Here is a 21,620-nt window from a genome sequence, read left to right as displayed (position 1 = left end):
ATGAAAGACTTCATCATCCCCGACCGCGATTTCGGCACCCCCGCCGCAAAGTCCAAGACGATGGTCACGCTGACCATCGACGGCTTCGACATCACCGTGCCCGAGGGCACCTCGATCATGCGCGCCGCCGCCGAAATCGGGATCACCGTTCCGAAACTCTGCGCCACCGACAGCATCGACGCTTTCGGCTCCTGCCGCCTGTGTCTGGTGGAAATCGAAGGCCGCGCCGGCACCCCCGCCTCCTGCACCACCCCCGTCGCACCGGGGCTCAAGGTCCACACCCAGAACGCCAAACTCAAGCAACTCCGCCGCGGCGTGATGGAGCTTTACATCTCCGACCACCCGCTCGACTGCCTGACCTGCTCGGCCAACGGCGATTGCGAATTGCAAGACATGGCGGGCGCCGTCGGCCTGCGCGATGTGCGCTACGAAGCCGTGGAAACCCACTTCAAGGCCAAGAACACCTCGGGCGAGGCGAACCCCCAATACCTGCCGAAAGACGACTCCAACCCCTATTTCTCCTACGACCCCGCCAAGTGCATCGTCTGCTCGCGCTGCGTCCGCGCCTGCGAGGAAGTGCAGGGCACCTTCGCGCTGACGATCGAAGGCCGCGGTTTCGACAGCCGCATTTCCTTCGGCGCCAAAACCGATACCGCCATCACCTCCGACTGCGTCTCTTGCGGTGCCTGCGTTCAGGCCTGCCCGACCGCGACCCTGCAAGAAAAGTCGATCATCGAAATCGGCACCCCCGAACGCTCGGTCATCACCACCTGCGCCTATTGCGGCGTCGGCTGCTCGTTCAAGGCTGAAATGCGCGGCGACGAACTCGTCCGCATGGTCCCCTACAAACACGGCAAGGCCAACCGCGGCCATTCCTGCGTCAAGGGCCGCTTCGCCTATGGCTACGCGTCGCACAAAGACCGCATCCTCTCGCCCATGATCCGCGACTCCATCAACGACCCGTGGAAAGAGGTGTCCTGGCCCGAGGCGATGGAATTCGCAGCCAACCGCATGAACGGCCTGATCGCGAAACATGGCCGTCATTCCGTCGGCGTCATCACCTCGTCCCGCTGCACGAACGAGGAAACCTTCCTCGTGCAAAAGCTCACCCGCGCGGTGTTCCAGAACAACAACACCGACACCTGCGCCCGCGTCTGCCATTCGCCCACCGGCTACGGCTTGGGCCAGACCTTCGGCACCTCTGCCGGCACGCAGGACTTCGACTCGGTCGAAGAAACCGATGTCGTCATCCTGATCGGTGCCAACCCGACCGATGGCCACCCCGTCTTTGCCAGCCGCCTGAAAAAGCGCCTGCGCGCCGGGGCCAAGCTCATCGTCGTCGACCCGCGCCGCATCGACCTTGTCGACAGCGCCCACATCAAGGCCGCGCACCACCTGCAACTGACCCCCGGCACCAACGTCGCCGTGGTCACCGCCATCGCCCATACCATCGTGACCGAAGGCCTCTTTGACGAAGAGTTCATCCGCACCCGCTGCGACTGGGACGAATTCCAGGACTACGCCGCCTTCGTCGCCGATCCCCGCCACTCGCCCGAGGCGACCCAGCTCCTCACCGGCGTCAAGGCCGAGGAACTGCGCGCCGCCGCCCGCCTCTTTGCCCGTGGCGGCAACGGGGCCATCTACTATGGCCTTGGCGTGACCGAACATTCCCAGGGGTCCACCACCGTCATCGGCATCGCCAACCTTGCCATGCTCACCGGCAACATCGGCCGCCGTGGCGTGGGCGTGAACCCCCTGCGCGGCCAGAACAACGTCCAAGGCTCCTGCGACATGGGCTCTTTCCCCCATGAACTGCCGGGCTACCGCCATGTGAAGAACGATAGCGTGCGCGAAGTGTTCGAATCCCTCTGGGGCGTCAAGATCGACAACGAACCCGGCCTGCGCATTCCCAACATGCTCGACGCCGCGGTCGAAGGCACCTTCAAGGGCCTTTACTGCCAGGGCGAAGACATCCTGCAATCCGACCCCGACACCAAACACGTGGCGGCGGGCCTTGCGGCGATGGAATGCGTCATCGTCCATGACCTCTTCCTGAACGAGACCGCAAACTACGCCCACGTGTTCTTCCCCGGGTCCTCCTTCCTTGAAAAGGACGGCACCTTCACCAACGCCGAACGCCGCATCAACCGCGTCCGCAAGGTGATGGCCCCGAAACAGGGCTACGCCGACTGGGAAGTGACGCAGATGTTCGCCAATGCGATGGGCGCGGGCTGGGCCTATACCCACCCGTCCCAGATCATGGATGAAATCGCCATGCTCACCCCCTCTTTCGCGGGTGTGAACTACGAACGCCTCGAAGAGATGGGCTCCATCCAGTGGCCCTGCAACGAACAGGCCCCCGAAGGCACGCCGCTGATGCACATCGACGGTTTTGTGCGCGGCAAGGGCAAGTTCATCGTCACCGAATATGTGGCGACCGATGAAAAGACCGGCCCGCGCTTCCCGCTGTTGCTCACCACGGGGCGGATCCTGTCGCAATACAACGTGGGCGCGCAGACCCGCCGCACCGAAAACGTCGTCTGGCATGACGAAGACGTTCTCGAAATCCACCCGCACGACGCCGAGGTTCGCGGCGTGCGCGATGGTCAATTCGTGAAACTGGCCAGCCGCTCGGGTGAAACCTCGCTCAAGGCAAAGATCACCGACCGCGTGTCCCCCGGTGTGGTCTATACGACCTTCCACCACCCCGACACGCAAGCGAACGTCATCACCACCGACTATTCCGACTGGGCGACCAACTGCCCCGAATACAAGGTGACGGCGGTTCAGGTCAGCCCCTCCAACGGCCCGACCGAGTGGCAAGAGGAATACAACGCCCAAGCCGCCCATTCGCGGCGTGTTCTGGCGGCCGAGTGATGGAAAGCGTCCGCCGCCTTCCCCGTCTGACCTTTGGCGCAGACGGCATCGCGCAGGGGGCCCGCCCCCTGCCGACCGAGGTGGCGGTCGCCCTCTCCTTCAACGGCTCGACCCAGGCGGTGATGATGGCAACCCCTGCCGACCTCGCCGATTTCGCCTACGGCTTTGCCCTGACCGAGGGCATCGCCACCCCCGACCAGATCGAATCGGTCGAGACCGTCGAAACCCCCAAGGGAATCGACGTGCAGATCTGGCTTCGCGCTGATGCCGAAGACCGCCTGAAAGCCCGCCGCCGCACAATGGCCGGTCCCGTCGGCTGCGGCCTCTGCGGCCTCGACAGCATCGAACAGGCCGTGCGCCCCGTGGCCCATGTTCCGCCCTCGACCTTTCGCATGACGCCCGAACAGGTGAACGCCGCGGTTTCGGCCCTTACGGCCCAGCAGCCGCTGCATGACATCACGCGCGCCGCCCATTGCGCCGCCTTCTGGACGCCCTCGGGCATCCTCTGGTCGCGCGAGGATGTGGGCCGCCACAACGCGCTCGACAAGCTCGTCGGCCACCTCGTCCGCAACAACCGCCCGCAAGGCGCGGTCATCCTCACCTCGCGCGTGTCCATCGACATGGTGCAGAAAATCGCCACCCTCGGCGCGCCGATCCTGATCGCCGTCTCGGCCCCCACCGCCACCGCCGTCGATCTGGCGGACGAGGCGGGCATCACCCTCATCGCCCTCGCCCGTTCCGACAGGTTCGAGGTTTTCACCCACTCCGACCGACTGACAAAGGCCGCCCATGTCCGCTGACACCACAACCAAGCTGGTCTACATGGCCAACCAGATCGCCAAGTTCTTCGAATCGAAGCCCCACGACGAAGGCGTCGCGGGCATCGCGTCCCATATCAACGATTTCTGGGAGCCGCGGATGCGGAGCAAGTTCTTCGAAATCGTCGATGCGGGCGGCACGGGTCTGCGCCCGCTCGTCCTCGAGGCCGCCGCGAACATCCGCCGCCCCGTCGCGGCCTAAGCGTCAACAGGCCCTTAACGCGACGAATCGTTCGTCTGCATCATCTGTGCATCCGCTCTGTTTAAGAGTCCGTATATCGGTGGACCCCGCCTTTCCAGTCGGTGATGCGCCATTCCTTCGGCGCGCCGGCTGGAACCACATAGGCCGGATTGACCGGAACCTTGCCAAATCCACCAGGAATATCAATGACATAGGTCGGCAGCAGCGGCCCCGAAAGCCGCCCCCGCAGCCCCGCCATCAGCGCCATGCCATCCGCCAGCGTGGTCCGGAAATGCGAAACCCCCCGCGCCAGATCACAATGATGCAGGTAATAGGGTTTCACCCCGTTGCGCATCAACTCGCGGAACAACCCTTCCAACGCATCAAGGCTGTCGTTCACCCCGCGCAGCAGAACCGATTGGGAAAGCAGCATAATTCCCGCGCCCCGCAACCGTCCCAGCGCCAGTTTTGCCCCGTCCGTGATCTCTTGCGCGTGGTTCGTATGCACGACGACCACTACCGAAAGCCGCGATTTCCCCAGCGTTTCGGCCAATTCCCCTGTCACCCGTTCCGGCGCAACCACCGGAATTCGCGTGTGAACCCGCAGCGTCTCGACCGAGGCAATGGCCCCGATCCGCGCCACCAAGTCCTTGATTCGCCGCGTGGAAAGCACCAACGGGTCGCCGCCGGTCAGAACCACCTCGCGAATCTGCGGGTTAACCGCAACGTAATCCAAAGCTGCGATGATCTCGGCTTCGGTCAGATGCCCCTCGTCGCCCACCGCCTCGCGCCGGAAACAGAACCGACAATACACTTCGCAGGTCTTGGTGACATGCAAAATGCAACGGTCGGGGTAACGATGCGTTAACCCTTTCACCGGCGAATGCGCCTCGTCCCCGATGGGGTCGAACAATTCGCCGTCCCGAACCTCAAGCTCTTGAACATCCGGCAGAAATTGCCGCGCCACGGGGTCCGCGCGATTGGCGATCGCCCCCTCCATCGCCCCCGTCACCCGAATGCGGAACGCCTGCTCCACAGGCAACAGGGCAGGGGCCTCGGCCTCTCCGACCAGCCCGCGCACCACCAGATCATTCAGGGAAACCGCCGCTTTCATGGCCCGCGCACTACCGCGCCAAGCCCATAAAAACAAGGCCGCCCGAAGGGCGGCCTTGTCTGCAAATTCCTTCGAAGGAATTTGCCGGTCAGGCCTCGGGCACCAGAATCTCGCGCTTGCCCACATGGTTCGCGCGGGTAACCACCTGCTGTTCTTCCATCTGCTCGACCAACCGCGCCGCCTTGTTGTAGCCGATCCCCAACTTGCGCTGGATATAGCTGGTCGAACACTTCCGGTCCCGCGCCACGATGGCAACCGCCTGATCGTAAAGCGCGTCGTCCCCGCCCTCTCCGACACCCAGCCCCAGCACCATGTCGATGTCGTCGGCCCGCTCGTCCTCGACCCCTTCGACCACGCCCGACATATAGGCGGGCGGCCCGAAGCTCTTGAGGTGATTGACGATTTCCTCGACCTCTTCGTCGCTGACAAAGGGGCCGTGGATACGGGTGATCTTGGCCCCGCCCGCCATGTAAAGCATATCCCCCATGCCCAGCAATTGCTCGGCCCCCTGCTCGCCAAGGATCGTCCGGCTGTCGATCTTGGACGTCACTTGGAAGCTGATGCGGGTCGGGAAGTTCGCCTTGATCGTGCCGGTGATCACATCGACCGAAGGCCGCTGCGTCGCCATGATCAGGTGGATGCCGCTTGCCCGCGCCATCTGCGCAAGCCGTTGAATGCAGGCTTCGATTTCCTTGCCCGCCACCATCATCAGGTCGGCCATCTCGTCGACGATCACAACGATATAGGGCAGGGCGACGGGGGCGAATTCTTCCGTCTCGAAGACCGGCTCGCCCGTGTCCTCGTCAAATCCCGTCTGGATCGTGCGCTTGAACATCTCGCCCTTGGCCAGCGCCTCGCGCACCCGCCCGTTATAGCCCTCGATGTTGCGCACGCCCATCTTGGACATCTTGCGATACCGCTCTTCCATCTCGCCCACGACCCATTTCAGGGCCACGACGGCCTTCTTCGGATCGGTCACCACGGGCGAAAGCAGATGCGGAATCCCGTCATAGACCGACAGTTCCAACATCTTCGGGTCAATCATGATCAGGCGGCATTCTTCCGGCGACAGCTTGTAAAGCAGGCTCAGGATCATGGTGTTGATGGCAACCGACTTGCCCGACCCGGTGGTCCCCGCAATCAGCAGGTGGGGCATCTTGGCAAGGTTCGCCACGATCGGCTCGCCCCCGATGTCCTTACCAAGCGCAAGCGGCAGCCGCATGTTTGAATCGCCGAAATCGCGGGCCGAGAGGATCTCGCGCAGCACCACTTTTTCCCTTACGGCATTGGGCAATTCGATCCCGATCACCGTCCGGCCCGGCACCGTCGACACCCGCGCCGACAGCGCCGACATCGACCGCGCGATGTCATCGGCCAGCCCGATCACACGGCTCGCCTTCAACCCCGGCGCGGGCTCAAGCTCGTACATCGTGACCACGGGGCCGGGCCGGACCGAGACGATCTCGCCCTTGACCCCATAGTCATCCAGCACCGATTCAAGCATCCGCGCATTCTCTTCCAGCGCCTCGTCCGAAAGCGTGTGCCGCGTGATCCCCTCGGGCGAGGAGAGCAGCGACAGCGGCGGCAGTTCATAGGCGGGCGCAGGGTCGTCGAAGCGCAGTTTCGGCTGCGATTCCGCAATCGCCTGACGCGATGGCGCGACGGGCTTCTTCATGCCGTGCTGCACCACGGGCCGCCGTTCGGCAGCACCAAGCCGCGGCACCGGCATCGGGGCAGGCGGGAAATCGGCCGCGTCGGCCTCATCTGTTTCGGGCGACCAATCCTCGTCCAGATCGGCGCGGAACAGGTTTTCCCCGTCCAGTTCCTCTGGCAGTTCCGGCGGCGGCGGTACGATCCGCCCAAAGGCAGAAGCGGCAGCGGGGGCCACGACCGGCGCCGCCGCAAACAGCGGCGGTTCGGCCACGCGGCGCGCCGTATCTGCCACCAGTGTGACAGGACGGTTCGGGCGGGTCACCGCAGGCTCGCGCCGACCTTGCGCCGACGACACGTTCACCGGCCCGTTCGGATGCCGGATACGCGACTTGATGACGTCGGAAATCCGCGCCTTGATACGATCCTCGTCGGGGCGGAAATCATCGCCGTAGTCCAGTGGTTCCTGCTCGACCAGCTCGGGTTCGGGTTCGACCGTGCGCCGCATCAGGCCGGGCACGCGCGACAGAAGCCCCTGTTTTTCCTTGGGTGGCGCGTAATGCGGTGCCTCGGCAAGGGTTGCGCCATAGCGCGGATCGGCGCGCAGTTGCGTCGGCCGGCCCCATTCGGGCGCGGTGTCGCGCCGTGCATCCAGCGGCGGCTCTCCGGCGCGGCGCGGGCGCGGCGTGTCGTCCACACGGCGCGGATCGGTCCCTGCCGCCCGCCGCCGTTCCTGCATCGTCTGCGCGGCCCGCGCGGTGGTCTTGGCGCCGCTTCCCGCAAGGTTCAGCGCGGCGTTGTAGCAGATCACCGACCCGACCATCAGGAACCGCAGGATCACCCGCACCTCGCGGGCATCGAATCCGGTCACGAACAGCATCATCGCCAGCACGCCGAAACCCATCAGGAGCGACACAAGCTTCAGCCCGAACCCGGCCCCGCCCGGAACCATCCCGATCAGCGCGCCCAGCACCGTATCGCCGAACAGCCCGCCAAGGCCAAAGGAATGCGGCCAATCCGCCCCCGGCACCAGCGATGCCGCATAGACCGAACACATCGCCACCGCGATCACGGCAAATACGATGCGCCCCAGCGCCCGTTCGGCCCCGCGATGCAGCGTAAACCGCAGCCCCCAAGCGCCAAGGATCACCGGAATCGCCCAGGTTCCCTTGCCGCCGATGATAATCAGCGTCGAGGCCAGCGCCGCGCCGAAACGTCCAAGCAAGTTCTTGGCCGGTTCGTCCGTTGCCACCATCCAGCCCGGATCCTCCGGCGAATAGCTCCACAGCATCAGCGCGAACAGCAGCGCCACGCCGACCAGCACAATGCCGATCAATTCGCGCCCGCGCCGTTCCAGCATCGCCTGCATGTTCTGGTCCAGAAGCGGATCGCGCTGCCGTGCCTGATAGGATGCCATCTTGCCCGTCCCTTACCCGTACAGACAGTCGCGGAGCTTGATCAGCCCGCGCTGCATTTCGTCTTTGGGCGCCACAAGGGCGACCCTGATATAACCCTTGCCGGGGTTATCCCCCCCGGCATCGCGTGACAGATACGCTCCGGGAAGCACCCGCACGCCTGTCTCTTTCCACAGCGTCAAGGCCGCGGCCTCGCCGTCATCGACCGGAAGCCACAGGAAGAACCCGCCTTCGGGGTTCTGGAACCCCTGCACGCCGGCAAACACCTCGTCCGCGATGCGGAACTTTTCCTGATAAAGCGCAAGGTTCTCGTCCACATGCGCCTCGTCTGCCCAAGCCCGCTCGCTCACCCGTTGAACGGGCAGGGGCAGCGGCGCACCGGCAAAGGACCGCAGCTTGCGGATGCGGGCGATGCTTTCCACACCCCCCGCGACGAACCCCGACCGCAGCCCCGGCAGGTTCGACCGCTTGGAGAGCGAATGGAACACCGCGACACGTTCCGGGTCGGCCCCGATCTCGGCAGCGACCTGAAGCGCACCCACGGGCGGCGCGACACGCCAGATCTCGGAATAGCATTCGTCCGAGAAAACCCTGAAATCGTGCTTTTCAGCCAATCGCAGCAAGTCCGCTAGATAACCGCGCGAAGCAATCGCCCCCTGCGGATTGGCGGGCGAACACAGATAGGCAATCGCCACACGGTCCAGCACATCGGCCGGAAGGCTGGCGTAATCGGGCAGAAACCCCGTCGCTGCCGTGGCGGGCACATAGACAGGCTCTGCCCCCATCGCCAAAGCGGCCACCGCGTAAACCTGATAGAACGGGTTCGGCATCAGCACGACGGGCTTCTTGCCGTTCTTGGTTTCGGGGCACAGTGCTACGGCGGCGTTGAACAGACCTTCGCGCGTCCCGTTCAGCACCATCAGCCGCTCTTCGCCCAGCGCAACCCCGTAACGCCGCGCGATCCAGCCCGAAATCGCCGCCAGCAGTTCCGGCGTGCCGTCATTGGGCGGATAGACCGCGAAGCCCGCAATATTCGCCGCCATCACCTCGGCCACAAAGGAGGGCATCGGGTGGCGCGGTTCGCCGATGGTCATGGCAATGGGCTCGGCCCCCGGCTTATGCGGGTCGAGCAACTTCCGCAGACGCGGAAATGCATAATCCGGCAGGCTTTGAAACCGCTCAGGAAACGCCATACATGCCTCATACCCGGGGTCGTATCGCCCCGTTTGATGGCCACGATAGCCAAGTGAATGGCGGCGGTCCAGAAAAAGCCTGTATCAACCGCAGCTTGAGCACAAGATTTGTGGCTTTTGCGCCCCTAGCGCAGCGCCTTTTCGGCCGCCACACCCAGCCGCAGCAGCCGTTCCTCGGCCATCGACCCCGCCATGAGGGACACGCCGCAGCTTGGCTCGATCGTCGGCAGCGTCAACGCGCATAGCCCCATCAGGTTGCCGATCCGCGTATTGCGCAGCGCCAGAAGGTTTTCGGTGACGTAATAATCCTGATCCGTCATCAACCGCTCGGCATGGGGCGGCAGGATGGGCGAGGTCGGCACCAGCACGGCGTCATAGCCCGCCACGCGCTCGGCCCAGATGCGGCGCAACTGCTCCAGCCGCCGCCAAGCCGCGACATAGTCGGGCGCGCTGACCTCTTCGCCCGACCGGAAGCGTTCGAGAATGCGGGGAAACATCTTGTCCGGCGCGGCCTCGATGGTGTCGCGCCATATGCCATAGGCTTCGGTCGCGAAAAGACGCCCGGCCAGGGCCATCGCCTCGGCCACCTCGGGGGCTTTTGCCCTCTCGATCCGCGCGCCCGCGCCGCTGAACCGGCTGACCGCATCGTCAAAACCGCGCTCCGGCCCCTCGCGCAGGTCGTCCAGCGCCACGGTCTCAAGCACAAGCATCCGCGTTCCGGCCAGTGTAGCCCCGCTCAGGTCGGTGGGTCTGCTCCCCTCCATCGCGGCGAGGAGCAGCGCGCAATCCTCGACCGATTTCGCCAACGGCCCCACCGTGTCAAAGGTTTCGCACAACGGCACGACACCCCGCAGCGACAGCCGCCCCGCGCTGGTCTTCAACCCGACCAGATCGTTCCACGCTGCCGGTATCCGCACCGACCCGCCCGTATCCGACCCGATCGCCGCAGGGGCCAGCCCATAGGCCACCGATGCCGCAGCCCCCGAAGACGACCCCCCCGAAACCGCATCCTCGTCATTGATGCAGGGCGGCGTTGCGGTGACGGGGTTCAGGCCAAGGCCGGAAAAGGCAAGCTCGCTCATATGCGTCTTGCCAAGGCAGACAAGGCCCCCTTGCGTCGCAACCCCCAACACCTCGGCGTCGCGCTTGGGAATGCGGTTGCGCAGCAGAGCCGACCCCGCCTCGGTCGCCACATCCGCCGTATCGAACAGGTCTTTCCAGCTGATCGGAACCCCGTCGAGCAACCCGTGCCGCCATCCCCGCCGCGCCCGCGTGGTCGCGGCCATCGCCTCGGCCCGCGCCCTTGCGGGGGTGGTGCGGGCATAGATCCGCTCGGCCAAGGGATGCGCCGCGATGGAATCGAGGAACATTTCGGTCAGGTCCACGGGGTTGATCCGCCCCGCCCCGATCTCGCGCCCCAGTTCGGCGGCCCGCATATTCAGCCAGGTTCTGCTCATCGGTCGTCCCCGTTGGTTTCCCGAACGGTAGCGGCAGAGCGGCGCATGGACAATCCCGCCTTGGCGGCCATATTGGGCGCATGACAATAGATGCAGATATCCTGATCGCCGGGGGTGGCCTGAACGGCCCCGCACTTGCCCTTGCGCTTGCAAACGGCGGGCTGTCGGTGACCGTCGTCGATGCCCGCCCTGCCCCCGCGCGGGCCGAAGCGGGCTTTGACGGGCGCGCCTATGCCCTTGCCATCGCCTCGCGGCGCCTTCTGCAAGGAATCGGCATCTGGCCGTTGGTAGGCGACAAGGCGCAGCCGATCCACCAGATCAAGGCAAGCGACGGTCTGGCAGGGCAGGGGCCAGCCCCCTTTTTCCTGACCTTCGACGCCGCCGAGATCGAGGAGGGGCCGATGGGCTTCCTGCTCGAAGACCGGCACCTTTACGCAGCCTTCCTGTCCGCCATGCAGGCGCATCCGAAAATCACCCTTCTGTCGGGCCAGACCGTAACCGGCCAATCGGTCGACGCATCGGGCGTGACGATCACCCTGAACTCGGGCCAGACGCTGCGCGGCCGCCTGCTTGTCGGCTGCGACGGCCGTGGCAGCGGCACGGCCACGCGCGCGGGCATCAAGCGCATCGGCTGGGGCTACGGGCAGACAGCACTTGTCACCGCGATCAGCCACGAAAAAGACCACCACGGCATCGCGCACCAGTTCTTCATGCCCGAAGGCCCGCTTGCGATTCTGCCGCTTGCGGGCGGCCACCATTCCAGCATCGTCTGGAGCGAGACGGAACAGAACGCCAAGGCCATACAGGCGCTGTCGGATGCCGACTATCTTGCCGCCCTGCGCCCGCGCTTCGGTGACTTTCTCGGCCCCATCGAACTTGCCGGAGATCGCTTTACCTATCCGCTGTCGCTGTCCCTGGCCGAAACCTTCATCGCCCCCCGCGTGGCCTTGGTGGGTGATGCCGCCCACGGCGTGCATCCCATTGCAGGGCAGGGGCTGAACCTTGGCCTGCGCGATGTCGGCGCCTTGGCACAGGTCGTGATCGAAGCGGCACGGCGCGGCGAGGATATCGGTTCCGCCACCACGCTTGATGCCTATCAACGCTGGCGACGGTTCGATTCCACGGCACTTGCGCTGGGCATGGACACGGTCAACCGCATCTTCTCGAACGACAACCCGATCCTGCGGGCAGGGCGCGACCTTGGCCTTGGCCTCGTGAACCGCATCCCTGCCCTGCGTCGCGGTTTCATCCGTCAGGCGGCGGGGCTGAACGGCGACCTGCCGCGCCTGCTGGCGGGAAAGCCGATCTAGGCCAGTTCTTCCTTAGGCCAATTCTTCCTTAGGGCAGTTCGGCAATCACCGCACGCGCGGCGGCGGCCGGGTCTGCCGCCTGCCAGATCGGACGGCCCACGACGATATGGTCTGCCCCGTCCGTGATCGCCTGCCACGGCGTTGCCACGCGCTTCTGGTCGCCCAGCGCCGCACCCGCAGGCCGGACCCCCGGCGTCACGATCAGCTTGCCCTTGGCTTGCGGCAGCGCGCGTATCAGCGCGGCCTCTTGCGGGCTGGCAATCACCCCATCCGCCCCCGCCTCGAGCGCCCGTGCCGCCCGCTCGAGCGTGATCTCGCGGATATCCCCGGCCTTGATCATATTGGCATCAAGGTCCGCACGGTCGAGCGAGGTCAGCACCGTCACCGCCAGAATCTTCAACCCCGTCCCGCCCTTGCCCTCGGCCGCCGCGCGCACCACCTGCGGGTCGCCATGCACCGTCAGGAAGTCGAGGTCGTAACGCGCCACGCCGCGCACGGCCGCCTCGACCGTGGCCCCGATGTCGAAGAATTTCATATCAAGGAAGATGCGCTTTCCCATCTCGCCCTTCAGCTCGTTCGCCAGCGCAAGGCCGCCGCCGGTCAGCATTCCCAGCCCGATCTTGTAAAAGCTTGCCGCATCGCCGATGCGCTGGGCCAGTTCCAACCCCTGCACCACGTTCGGCACATCAAGGGCAACGATCAGGCGGTCATCCGACATGTCAGTCTCCATAAAAGCCGCAGGCGTAGTGCGGCGGCATCGCCCCCCTGTCAACAGCACAAGACTGCCGCTAGGATCGCGGCAAAGGGATAGGTGCAGATGATCCTCTGTTTCGACATCGGCGGAAGCCGGATCAAGGCCGCAAGCGCCACGGGTGGCACCGTGACACCTTTGGGCGACACGCCCACCCCCACCGCCGATTTCGCAGCCTTCCTTGCCGCGCTGCGCAGTTACCGCGCCCCCGGACACCGCGCCGTTTCGATCTCGATCGCCGGGGTCGTCGATCCCGACAGCCAGCGCATCCGCGTCGCCAACATTCCCTGCGCCGATCACCGCGCCCTCGCCCCCGAAATCGAAGCCGCCCTTGGCTTGCCCACGCTCATCCTCAACGATGCCGATTGCTTCGCACTGGCCGAGGCGAGACAGGGCGCGGGGCAGGGGCATCGCAATGTCTTTGGCGTCATCCTCGGCACAGGGGTCGGCGGCGGGCTGGTGATCGACGGCAAGCTCGTCAGCGGTCCGGGCGGCTTTGCGGGCGAATGGGGCCACGGCCCCGTTGCCAAGACGCAGGTCGAAGGCGTCACCCTGCCCGAATACCCCTGCGGCTGCGGTCTGACGGGCTGCATCGATGCCGTTTGCAGCGCGCGCGGGATCGAGAAACTTTACCGCACCCTGCACGGGGTCGAGGCTTTGGCCCCCGCCATCCTGACCGACTGGCAAGCGGGCGAGGTGAGGGCGACCAAAACCGTCAAGGTCTGGACGGCCCTTATCGCCCCGCCGCTTGCGATGGTTCTGAATACGGTCGGCGCGTCCATCGTGCCTGTGGGCGGGGGTCTGTCGAATGTCACGGCTTTGGTCGCAACGCTCGATACAGCCGTGCGCGGCATGATCCTGCGCCAGACCGACCGCCCCTTGGTCGTCCCCGCGCAATGCCGCATCGAACCCGGCCTGATCGGTGCCGCCGAAGCGGGGGCCGCCGCCTTTGGCTAGGCTTCTGGAAGTCTGCGTCGATACGCCCGACGGGCTGCAAGCCGCCATCGAAGGCGGGGCTGACAGGATCGAGCTGTGCGCGGCGCTCGCGCTCGGCGGGCTGACCCCTTCGGCGGGGCTGATCGAAGCCGCCCGCAGCGCACCCCGCCCCGTCCTTGCCATGATCCGCCCCCGCGCGGGCGGCTTTGTCTGGACCCGCGCCGAAACCCGCGCCATGCGGCACGAGATTGCCGCCATCCGCAGCGCGGGCCTTGCGGGTGTCGTCCTTGGCGCATCCAATCCCGACGGGTCGCTCGACACCGACACCCTTGCCACGCTCATGGACGAAGCGCGGGGCATGGAAACCACCCTCCACCGCTGCTTTGACCTGACGCCCGACCCTTTCGCCGCGCTCGAAAAGGCCATCGCGCTGGGCTTCAGGCGCATTCTCACCTCGGGCCAAGCCGCGACAGCACCCCAAGGCATCGCCCTCATCGCACGCCTGCACATCCAGGCCGCTGGCCGCATCATCCTTCTTGCGGGCGGCGGCATCATGCCGCAAAACGCGCCCCTCTTCACCGCTGCGGGCTTGTGCGAACTCCATGCCTCCTGTTCACTCGCCACAGAGGAAGACCCCGCCGTCGCCGCCTTCGGCTTCGGCCCCGCGCATCGGCGCGACACATCGGCAGACCAAGTGCGGGCGCTGAAACAGGCGCTCAAGGAGTAACGGTGCAGATCAACATCACATACGACCGCCCCGAAGACGGCCCCCGCTCTGGCCCCGTGCAGGTGGGCTGGTTCCTGACGCAGGACAAGGGCGCGGTGCTTTACGACCCGCCCGAACGGCTTGTGTCGCGCCCGCCCAACCGCACCCATGCCAAAAGCGCCAGCCGCTGCCCTGCGGTCATCCAGATGGAAAGCCGCTACTTCGTGGTGAAATGCCCCTTCGATCTGCACATCGGCTTTTCCCGTGATGACAAGGGCAAGGCGTTGCTGGTCAACCGCGCCGGAACCGCATCGCCCATCCGTGGCAACAAGCTGGGCGAGGTGCTGACGCTGGTCTCGGAACCGGAATGGCGCTTTCCCGACCGCCCCACGGTGCAACTGTCGCTGCCCTATTGCTTCATTGCCGACGAACCCGTCTGGCTGACGCAGATCGGCACCTTTGCCCATTACCGCCGCGACCCGCTTCCCGGCACGATCTTTGGCGGGCGCTTTCCGCTCTCGCTTTGGCCGCGCCCGCTGATGTGGGCCTTTGAATGGCACGACACCGACCGCGACCTGATCCTGAAGCGCGGCGAGCCGCTGTTCTACTGCCAGTTCGAACATGACGGCCCCGACCGCCCCGTGCAGATGGTCGAGGCGGAAAAGACCCCCGAGCTGACGGCCTATATGGAAAAGATCTCGGGCGTGGTGAATTACGTGAACCAGACCTTCAGCCTGATGAAACAGGCCGAAGCCCTGCGCCCCGCCAAGCTTTTGAAAGCAAAGGAGCGCCCGTGACATCGGCGCTGATGATCTGGACAGTCGGCACGAACAGCGCCCGCGTGGTGCTGCAAACCGACCGCCTGATCGAGGCACCGAACTGGGACCCGTCGGGCGCATCGCTGCTGGTCAACGGCGATGGCCGCCTGTTCCGCGTCCCGCTCGACGCGCCCGCGCTGGTGCCCGTCGACACGGGTTTTGCCGTGAAATGCAACAACGACCACGGCATTTCCCCCGATGGCAGCCTGATCGCCCTGTCGCACCACCGCGAGAGCGGCTCGGAAATCTTCCTGATGCCCGCAGGCGGCGGCACCCCCCGCCTGATCTCTCCGGCCGCGCCAAGTTGGTGGCACGGCTGGTCGCCCGATGGAAAGACGCTGGCCTATGTCGCCGCGCGCGGCAGCCGCGTGATCGATGTCTATACGATCCCCGTGGCGGGCGGCGCGGAAACCCGGCTGACACGGGGCGAGGGGCATTGCGACGGCCCCGACTATTCCGCCGATGGCAGCCTTATCTATTACAACTGCGACCGTGACGGGCACGCGCAAATCTGGGTGATGAAGGCGGACGGAACCGACCAGCGCAAACTTTTCGCCGACGACTGCGTCAACTGGTTCCCCCATCCGTCACCCTGTGGCAAACACCTACTCTACCTTGCCTATCCCGCAGGCACGCTTGGCCACCCGCGCGACTTGCCGGTTGCGCTTGTCCTGTGCCGCCCCGATGGCACCGACCGCCGCCGCATCATGGAATTCACCGGCGGGCAGGGCACCATGAACGTGCCGAACTGGGCGCCCGACGGATCGGCCTTTGCCTTTGTCCACTACGGGTGAAGGGGGCTGCCGCCCCCGCCGCGCCTTGCGCGGCCCCCCCGCGGATATTTGGACGAGTATGAAACCAGCGGTCTTGCAACGGGCCGGATGCCGCCCCATCTTTGGCTCAAGGCCGAAGCGGGCGTGCCTTTTCAGGGCGTCCACAAGCGGTGCTTTAGAAAAGGAGATTTGCCGATGAACCTTGAAAAGTTCACGGAACGCTCGCGCGGGTTCCTGCAAGCCGCGCAAACCATCGCCGTTCGGGAAAGCCACCAGCGGCTTGCCCCCGAGCATCTGCTCAAAGCCATCATGGATGATGACCAAGGGTTGGCGTCCAACCTGATCCGCCGCGCCGGGGGCGAACCCGCCCGCGTGTCCGAGGCGGTTGCCCTGTCTCTGGGCAAGATGCCCAAGGTGACGGGCGATGCCCAACCCTTCATGGACCCCGGTCTGGTCAAGGTTCTGGATGAATCCGAAAAGCTGGCAAAGAAAGCGGGCGACAGCTTCGTTCCGGTGGAACGTATCCTCATGGCGCTGGCGATGGTTCCCGGCAAGGCCAAGGACGCGCTCGATGCCGGCGCCGTTTCCGCCCAGAAACTGAACGCTGCGATCAACGACATCCGCAAGGGCCGCACCGCCGACACGGCAAGCGCCGAAGCCGGCTACGACGCCCTGAAGAAATACGCCCGCGACCTGACCGAAGCGGCCGCCGAAGGCAAGATCGACCCCATCATCGGCCGTGACGACGAAATCCGCCGCACGATGCAGGTCCTGTCGCGCCGCACCAAGAACAACCCGGTTCTCATCGGCGAACCCGGCGTCGGCAAGACCGCAATCGCCGAGGGTCTGGCCCTGCGCATCGTCAACGGCGATGTGCCGGAAAGCCTGCGCAACAAGAAGCTCATGGCTCTCGACATGGGTTCGCTGATCGCGGGCGCCAAGTATCGCGGCGAATTCGAGGAACGGCTGAAAGCCATCCTGTCCGAGGTGACGGGCGCCAATGGCGAGATCATCCTTTTCATCGACGAGATGCACACCCTTGTCGGTGCGGGCGCCTCTGAAGGGGCGATGGATGCCGCCAACCTGATCAAACCCGCGCTTGCACGGGGCGAACTGCATTGCGTCGGTGCCACCACACTCGACGAATACCGCAAATATGTGGAGAAAGACGCAGCCCTCGCCCGCCGCTTCCAGCCGGTGATGGTGAACGAACCGACGGTCGAGGATACGATCTCGATCCTGCGCGGGATCAAGGAGAAATACGAACTCCACCACGGGGTGCGCATCTCGGATTCGGCACTCGTCGCGGCGGCCACGCTGTCGCACCGCTACATCACCGACCGCTTCCTGCCGGACAAGGCGATCGACCTGATCGACGAAGCGGCCAGCCGCCTGCGGATGGAAGTGGACAGCAAACCCGAGGAACTCGACGCGCTTGACCGCCAGATCCTGCAAAGCCAGATCGAATCCGAAGCCTTGAAGAAAGAGGATGACGCGGCCTCGAAGGACCGGCTGGAAAAGCTTGAGAAAGAGCTTGCCGAACTTCTGGAACGCTCGGCCGAAATGACCGCCAAATGGCAGGCCGAACGCGATAGCCTTGAAGCGGCGCGCGACCTGAAAGAACAGCTCGACCGCGCCCGCGCCGAGCTTGAGCAGGCCAAGCGCGAGGGTGACTTTGCCAAGGCCGGCGAACTGCAATACGGCCGCATTCCGGCGCTGGAAAAGCAGCTTGCCGATGCCGAAGCCCGCGAAGGCGAAGCCCTTGTTGCCGAAGCCGTGCGCCCCGAACAGATCGCCGAGGTGGTGGAACGCTGGACAGGCATTCCCACGACCAAGATGCTCGAGGGTGAAAAGGACAAGCTGCTGCGCATGGAGGAAGAGCTTGGCAAACGCGTCATCGGCCAGCGTCAGGCGGTTACCGCCGTGGCCAACGCCGTCCGCCGCGCCCGCGCCGGGCTGAACGACGAAAACCGCCCGCTCGGGTCGTTCCTGTTCCTCGGCCCGACCGGCGTGGGGAAAACCGAACTGACCAAGGCTGTCGCGGCCTATCTGTTCGACGACGAGAACGCGATGGTCCGCATCGACATGTCCGAGTTCATGGAGAAACACGCCGTGGCCCGCCTGATCGGCGCGCCCCCCGGCTATGTCGGCTATGACGAAGGCGGCGTGCTGACCGAAGCCGTCCGTCGCCGCCCCTATCAGGTGATCCTGTTCGACGAGGTCGAGAAAGCCCACCCCGACGTGTTCAACGTGCTTTTGCAAGTGCTCGACGACGGCATCCTGACCGACGGTCATGGCCGCACCGTCGATTTCAAGCAGACGCTGATCATCCTGACCTCGAACCTCGGTGCCTATGCGCTGTCGCAACTGCCCGATGGCGCAGATGCCTCGGAGGCCAAGCGCGAGGTGATGGAGGCGGTGCGCGGACACTTCCGCCCCGAGTTCCTGAACCGTCTGGATGAAACCATCATATTCGACCGTCTGGGGCGCGGGGATATGGGGGCCATCGTCGACATCCAGATGAAACGTCTGGAAGCCCGCCTTGCATCGCGCAAGATCACGCTCGATCTGACCAAGGATGCCAAGGACTGGCTGGCCGACGAAGGCTACGATCCGGTCTTTGGCGCGCGTCCGCTGAAACGGGTGATCCAGCGCCATCTGCAAGACCAGTTGGCCGAGATGATCCTGTCGGGCGATGTTCTTGACGGGGCCACCATCCGCGTCACCGCCGGACCCGAGGGGCTTATCATCGGCGACCGCGTCAGCGCCTCGCGCCGTGAACGGCCCGTGCAGGCGGTCGTCCACTGAAGGGCGAACAGACAAAAAGGCCCCCCGGATCGCTCCGGGGGGCCTTTTCCGTCATCGGATCAGGATATCAGCCTTCCGGCGGCAGGATGACCTGGTCGATCACATGGATCACGCCGTTCGTCGCCTCGATATCGGCGGTCGAGATCGGCGCGCCGTTCACTTTGGCCCCGCCTTCCAGCGTGATCGTGACGTTCGCGCCCTGCACGGTCGCCGCGGTCATGCCTTCGGTTAGGTCGGTCGACATGACCTTGCCGGGAACGACGTGATAGGTCAGGATCGCAACCAGCTTGTCCTTGTTCTCGGGCTTGAGCAGGTCTTCCACCGTTCCGGCGGGCAGTGCTGCAAAGGCCGCATCGGTCGGAGCGAAGACGGTGAACGGGCCTGCGCCCTTCAGCGTTTCGACCAGACCGGCCGCTTCCACAGCGGCAACCAGCGTGGTGAAGTTGCCTGCACCGATGGCGGTGTCGACGATGTCCTTGGAATGCGCTTCGGCAAAGGCTTGCCCGGCGAACAGCGTGGTGGCGGTGGTCAGTGCAAGAAAGGTTCTGCGGATCATATGGTGTCACTCCCATGAATGCCGTCATTGGCGTAAGTGCTACGTCCTCACGGCAACCAATGGATGAGTCTGACATTCATGTTAACAGCCGTTGCTTGCATCCGCCTGCGCACTAAGCCGCGCCTCCGGCCAATTTCTAGACACAAGACCGCGAGCATGTTTTATCGCGCGTGAATGAAACCAACCCTAGGGTTCACCCGTATTGCCAAAGTGGGACGGGCATTTTGCTTTTCCGGCAAATCCTGTCACTTTCTGCATAGCGACCCCCAAAGGAGGACGAACGATGCCCAAGCGCCTGACATGGTCCGATGTGACGCCCAAGCCGCTCTGGCTCAACCGTCGCCAATTGATCGCCTCGGCGGGGGCCGCCGCATTCGCCTCGCCCGCGCTGGCCAAGATCGAAGCCGCGAAAAGCCCGCTGTCGATCAGCGACACGCCGAACACATTCGAAGAGATCACCACCTACAACAATTTCTACGAATTCGGCACCGGCAAGGAAGATCCTGCCGCCAACGCCGCCGCGCTGACCACCGACCCGTGGTCGATCACCATCGACGGCATGGTCGACAAGCCCGGCACCTATGACCTTGCCGATGTGCTGTCAGGGCAGCCGCTCGAAGAGCGCATCTACCGTTTCCGCTGCGTCGAGGCCTGGTCGATGGTCGTGCCGTGGATCGGCTTCCAGCTTTCCGGTCTCTTGAACCGCGTGGGCGTCCAGCCGGGCGCGAAATATGTCGCGTTCGAAACCCTTGTCCGCCCCGAAGAGATGTTCGGCCAGAAATCCCCCATCCTCGAATGGCCCTACCGCGAGGGGCTTCGCCTTGACGAAGCCATGCATCCGCTGACGATTCTGGCGACGGGCCTTTACGGGGAAGAGATGCCCAAGCAGAACGGCGCGCCGATCCGTCTGGTCGTGCCGTGGAAATACGGGTTCAAGTCGATCAAGAGCATCGTCAAGATCAGCCTGACCGACAGCATGCCGCAAACCACCTGGAACATGTTGCAGCCCAGCGAATACGGCTTCTATTCCAACGTGAACCCCACGGTCGACCATCCGCGCTGGTCGCAGGCCTCGGAACGCCGCGTCGGGGCGGGGCTTTTCGCCGGCCGTCAGGATACGCTGATGTTCAACGGCTACGAAGAGCAGGTGGCCTCGCTCTATGCCGGCCAAGACCTGTCCAAGGATTTCTGAGGTGGAGTCTCTCAACCAACTGTTCCGCCGCCTGCCGACATGGGCTGTCTATCTTGCCGGCGTGCTGCCTTTCCTCTGGATCGTCTGGCTGGCCGTGACAGGCGGTCTCGGGGCCGATCCGGTCAAGGCCATCGAACTGCGCTTGGGCGAGTTGGGGCTTCAGTTCCTGATCGGCGGTCTGGTCATCACGCCCTTGCGCTGGTTCGGCCTCAACCTTATGAAATTCCGCCGCGCCGTCGGGCTTGTCGCCTTTTTCTATATTGCGATGCACCTGTCGGCCTGGGTCGTTCTCGACATGGGATTGCGCTGGAGCGAAATGGCCAACGATCTGGTCAAGCGCTGGTACATCATCATCGGCATGGCCGGTTTCGCCGCGATGATTCCGCTGGCCGTGACCTCGAACAACGCCTCGGTCAAAAGGCTCGGGGCCGCCGCCTGGAGACGGCTGCACAAGCTGACCTATGTCGCGGTTCTCGCAGGGGCGGTGCATTATGTGGTGCTGGTCAAGGCATGGCCGGTCGAGCCTTTGCTCTATCTTGGCGCGGCGATCCTGCTGCTTGCCGCCCGCGCATGGAAGGCGCGCGCACGCTTTCTTCCTGTCTCGGCCTGATTTGGCCGGGCGGGGGCCGGTCATGACGGGTTGATGACATTTTCTTGCTGGCGTCGCGTGGTTCTGGTGCCGATTGTTTCGCCAAGCCCAAGATTTTGTGGATAAATCCGCCATTCTGAAAAAAGTCGCGCTTTCTTCGTTTTTCCCTCTTGCGGCTCCCGACACCCTTCCGTAAACACCGCCTCACCGAAGCGGAGACGTGACGGTGACGGAACGAAACGGCGCCGGAAGCGAAAGCGGAACGCCCGTAACGGTTCGGAAAATCTGAAGATACGGCGGACAAGGATCGCTAGGAAACTAGCGCTTCGGTCAATTTTGTCTCTGGATGGCTCTTTGACAATTGAATTGATGAAGGGATATGCGGGCGGTTTGGGCGCATCGGCGTCTGATCGCAGCATATCGGCTCACTAGGGGCTTTCGAGTTCCGATGATGTGAGTGTCAGCTTCACGGTTTG

At 64.6% G+C, this 21,620-nt stretch carries 17 protein-coding genes; 11 read left to right on the top strand and 6 right to left on the bottom strand.

All coding sequences use genetic code 11. From position 1 onward, the window contains the following. Genes fdhF through H7F16_RS10635 form a run of 3 tightly spaced genes read left to right on the top strand, consistent with a single transcriptional unit; the run spans nucleotide 1 to nucleotide 3,897 of the window. Entirely contained in the window at nucleotides 1–2,877 is a 2,877-nt protein-coding gene (gene fdhF / locus H7F16_RS10645) for a formate dehydrogenase subunit alpha (RefSeq protein ID WP_185797592.1), read from the top strand. Continuing rightward, nucleotides 2,874–3,677 carry a formate dehydrogenase accessory sulfurtransferase FdhD gene (gene fdhD / locus H7F16_RS10640; RefSeq protein WP_422121119.1) on the top strand — a complete coding sequence of 268 codons (804 nt, stop codon included), beginning with the start codon at nucleotides 2,874–2,876 and terminating at the stop codon, nucleotides 3,675–3,677. The genes fdhF and fdhD overlap by 4 nt, the downstream gene beginning before the upstream one ends. Further along, on the top strand, nucleotides 3,667–3,897 hold the full coding sequence (locus H7F16_RS10635) for a formate dehydrogenase subunit delta (protein WP_185797590.1): 231 nt from the start codon (nucleotides 3,667–3,669) through the stop codon (nucleotides 3,895–3,897). The genes fdhD and H7F16_RS10635 overlap by 11 nt, the downstream gene beginning before the upstream one ends. A gap of 61 nt (nucleotides 3,898–3,958) precedes the next feature. Here H7F16_RS10635 and H7F16_RS10630 read toward each other — a convergent pair whose 3' ends face one another. From H7F16_RS10630 to H7F16_RS10615, 4 genes are all read right to left on the bottom strand, one after another. Continuing rightward, nucleotides 3,959–4,990, bottom strand: a complete 1,032-nt coding sequence (locus tag H7F16_RS10630) for a lysine-2,3-aminomutase-like protein (protein WP_185797589.1) — start codon at nucleotides 4,988–4,990, stop codon at nucleotides 3,959–3,961. A gap of 88 nt (nucleotides 4,991–5,078) precedes the next feature. After that, entirely contained in the window at nucleotides 5,079–8,057 is a 2,979-nt protein-coding gene (locus H7F16_RS10625; RefSeq protein WP_185797588.1) for a DNA translocase FtsK, read from the bottom strand. Nucleotides 8,058–8,069: 12 nt separating this feature from the next. Beyond that, the gene (locus H7F16_RS10620; protein WP_185797587.1) at nucleotides 8,070–9,248 is read right to left on the bottom strand and encodes an aminotransferase class I/II-fold pyridoxal phosphate-dependent enzyme; all 1,179 of its coding nucleotides are present in this window, start codon (nucleotides 9,246–9,248) and stop codon (nucleotides 8,070–8,072) included. Between the two features lie 125 nt (nucleotides 9,249–9,373). Further along, a complete protein-coding gene (locus H7F16_RS10615; protein ID WP_185797586.1) occupies nucleotides 9,374–10,705 on the bottom strand; it encodes an amidase in 1,332 nt (443 codons plus the stop codon). Between the two features lie 80 nt (nucleotides 10,706–10,785). Here H7F16_RS10615 and H7F16_RS10610 point away from each other — a divergent pair, with 80 nt between their 5' ends. Then, the gene (locus H7F16_RS10610; RefSeq protein ID WP_185797585.1) at nucleotides 10,786–12,015 is read left to right on the top strand and encodes a UbiH/UbiF/VisC/COQ6 family ubiquinone biosynthesis hydroxylase; all 1,230 of its coding nucleotides are present in this window, start codon (nucleotides 10,786–10,788) and stop codon (nucleotides 12,013–12,015) included. Nucleotides 12,016–12,043: 28 nt separating this feature from the next. Here the strand turns inward: H7F16_RS10610 and pyrF are convergent, their stop codons facing one another. Beyond that, complete coding sequence (gene pyrF, locus H7F16_RS10605; protein ID WP_185797584.1) at nucleotides 12,044–12,733, bottom strand: orotidine-5'-phosphate decarboxylase; 690 nt, start codon at nucleotides 12,731–12,733, stop codon at nucleotides 12,044–12,046. Between the two features lie 99 nt (nucleotides 12,734–12,832). Here pyrF and H7F16_RS10600 point away from each other — a divergent pair, with 99 nt between their 5' ends. The 5 genes from H7F16_RS10600 (at nucleotide 12,833) to clpB (ending at nucleotide 18,807) form a co-directional block, all read left to right on the top strand. Beyond that, a complete protein-coding gene (locus tag H7F16_RS10600; RefSeq protein ID WP_185797583.1) occupies nucleotides 12,833–13,723 on the top strand; it encodes an ROK family protein in 891 nt (296 codons plus the stop codon). Then, nucleotides 13,716–14,429: a copper homeostasis protein CutC gene (locus H7F16_RS10595; protein ID WP_185797582.1), complete on the top strand. Its 714-nt coding sequence runs from the start codon at nucleotides 13,716–13,718 to the stop codon at nucleotides 14,427–14,429. Before H7F16_RS10600 ends, H7F16_RS10595 begins: the two co-directional genes overlap by 8 nt. 2 nt (nucleotides 14,430–14,431) lie before the next feature. After that, the gene (locus H7F16_RS10590) at nucleotides 14,432–15,205 is read left to right on the top strand and encodes a hypothetical protein (RefSeq protein WP_185797581.1); all 774 of its coding nucleotides are present in this window, start codon (nucleotides 14,432–14,434) and stop codon (nucleotides 15,203–15,205) included. Further along, nucleotides 15,202–16,020 (top strand): TolB-like translocation protein, encoded by an 819-nt coding sequence (locus tag H7F16_RS10585; protein WP_185797580.1) that lies wholly within the window; start codon nucleotides 15,202–15,204, stop codon nucleotides 16,018–16,020. The genes H7F16_RS10590 and H7F16_RS10585 overlap by 4 nt, the downstream gene beginning before the upstream one ends. Nucleotides 16,021–16,194: 174 nt before the next feature. Next, complete coding sequence (gene clpB, locus H7F16_RS10580; protein WP_185797579.1) at nucleotides 16,195–18,807, top strand: ATP-dependent chaperone ClpB; 2,613 nt, start codon at nucleotides 16,195–16,197, stop codon at nucleotides 18,805–18,807. A gap of 67 nt (nucleotides 18,808–18,874) precedes the next feature. Here the strand turns inward: clpB and H7F16_RS10575 are convergent, their stop codons facing one another. Beyond that, nucleotides 18,875–19,363, bottom strand: coding sequence for a fasciclin domain-containing protein (locus tag H7F16_RS10575; protein WP_185797578.1), 489 nt, complete (start codon nucleotides 19,361–19,363; stop codon nucleotides 18,875–18,877). Nucleotides 19,364–19,646: 283 nt separating this feature from the next. On the opposite strand from H7F16_RS10575, the gene msrP reads away from it, so the two are divergent. Together msrP and msrQ are read left to right on the top strand one after the other, a co-directional pair. Next, entirely contained in the window at nucleotides 19,647–20,555 is a 909-nt protein-coding gene (gene msrP / locus H7F16_RS10570) for a protein-methionine-sulfoxide reductase catalytic subunit MsrP (RefSeq protein WP_185797577.1), read from the top strand. Beyond that, nucleotides 20,524–21,165, top strand: a complete 642-nt coding sequence (msrQ, locus tag H7F16_RS10565; RefSeq protein WP_185797576.1) for a protein-methionine-sulfoxide reductase heme-binding subunit MsrQ — start codon at nucleotides 20,524–20,526, stop codon at nucleotides 21,163–21,165. The genes msrP and msrQ overlap by 32 nt, the downstream gene beginning before the upstream one ends. Nucleotides 21,166–21,620 lie beyond the last annotated feature (455 nt).

The sequence above is a fragment of the Paragemmobacter straminiformis genome, from assembly GCF_014243445.1.
Lineage (GTDB): Bacteria > Pseudomonadota > Alphaproteobacteria > Rhodobacterales > Rhodobacteraceae > Paragemmobacter > Paragemmobacter straminiformis.
The sequence above is the reverse complement of the archived record's forward strand: the minus strand, read 5'-3'. Positions and strand labels throughout refer to the sequence as shown.

Coding starts and splice junctions, on each gene's coding strand:
- fdhF (WP_185797592.1), top strand. CDS start 1: ATGAAAGACTTCATCATCCCCGACCGCGATTTCGGCACCCCCGCCGCA.
- H7F16_RS10635 (WP_185797590.1), top strand. CDS start 3,667: ATGTCCGCTGACACCACAACCAAGCTGGTCTACATGGCCAACCAGATC.
- H7F16_RS10630 (WP_185797589.1), bottom strand. CDS start 4,990: ATGAAAGCGGCGGTTTCCCTGAATGATCTGGTGGTGCGCGGGCTGGTC.
- H7F16_RS10625 (WP_185797588.1), bottom strand. CDS start 8,057: ATGGCATCCTATCAGGCACGGCAGCGCGATCCGCTTCTGGACCAGAAC.
- H7F16_RS10620 (WP_185797587.1), bottom strand. CDS start 9,248: ATGGCGTTTCCTGAGCGGTTTCAAAGCCTGCCGGATTATGCATTTCCG.
- H7F16_RS10615 (WP_185797586.1), bottom strand. CDS start 10,705: ATGAGCAGAACCTGGCTGAATATGCGGGCCGCCGAACTGGGGCGCGAG.
- H7F16_RS10610 (WP_185797585.1), top strand. CDS start 10,786: ATGACAATAGATGCAGATATCCTGATCGCCGGGGGTGGCCTGAACGGC.
- pyrF (WP_185797584.1), bottom strand. CDS start 12,733: ATGTCGGATGACCGCCTGATCGTTGCCCTTGATGTGCCGAACGTGGTG.
- H7F16_RS10600 (WP_185797583.1), top strand. CDS start 12,833: ATGATCCTCTGTTTCGACATCGGCGGAAGCCGGATCAAGGCCGCAAGC.
- clpB (WP_185797579.1), top strand. CDS start 16,195: ATGAACCTTGAAAAGTTCACGGAACGCTCGCGCGGGTTCCTGCAAGCC.
- H7F16_RS10575 (WP_185797578.1), bottom strand. CDS start 19,363: ATGATCCGCAGAACCTTTCTTGCACTGACCACCGCCACCACGCTGTTC.
- msrP (WP_185797577.1), top strand. CDS start 19,647: ATGCCCAAGCGCCTGACATGGTCCGATGTGACGCCCAAGCCGCTCTGG.
- msrQ (WP_185797576.1), top strand. CDS start 20,524: ATGCCGGCCAAGACCTGTCCAAGGATTTCTGAGGTGGAGTCTCTCAAC.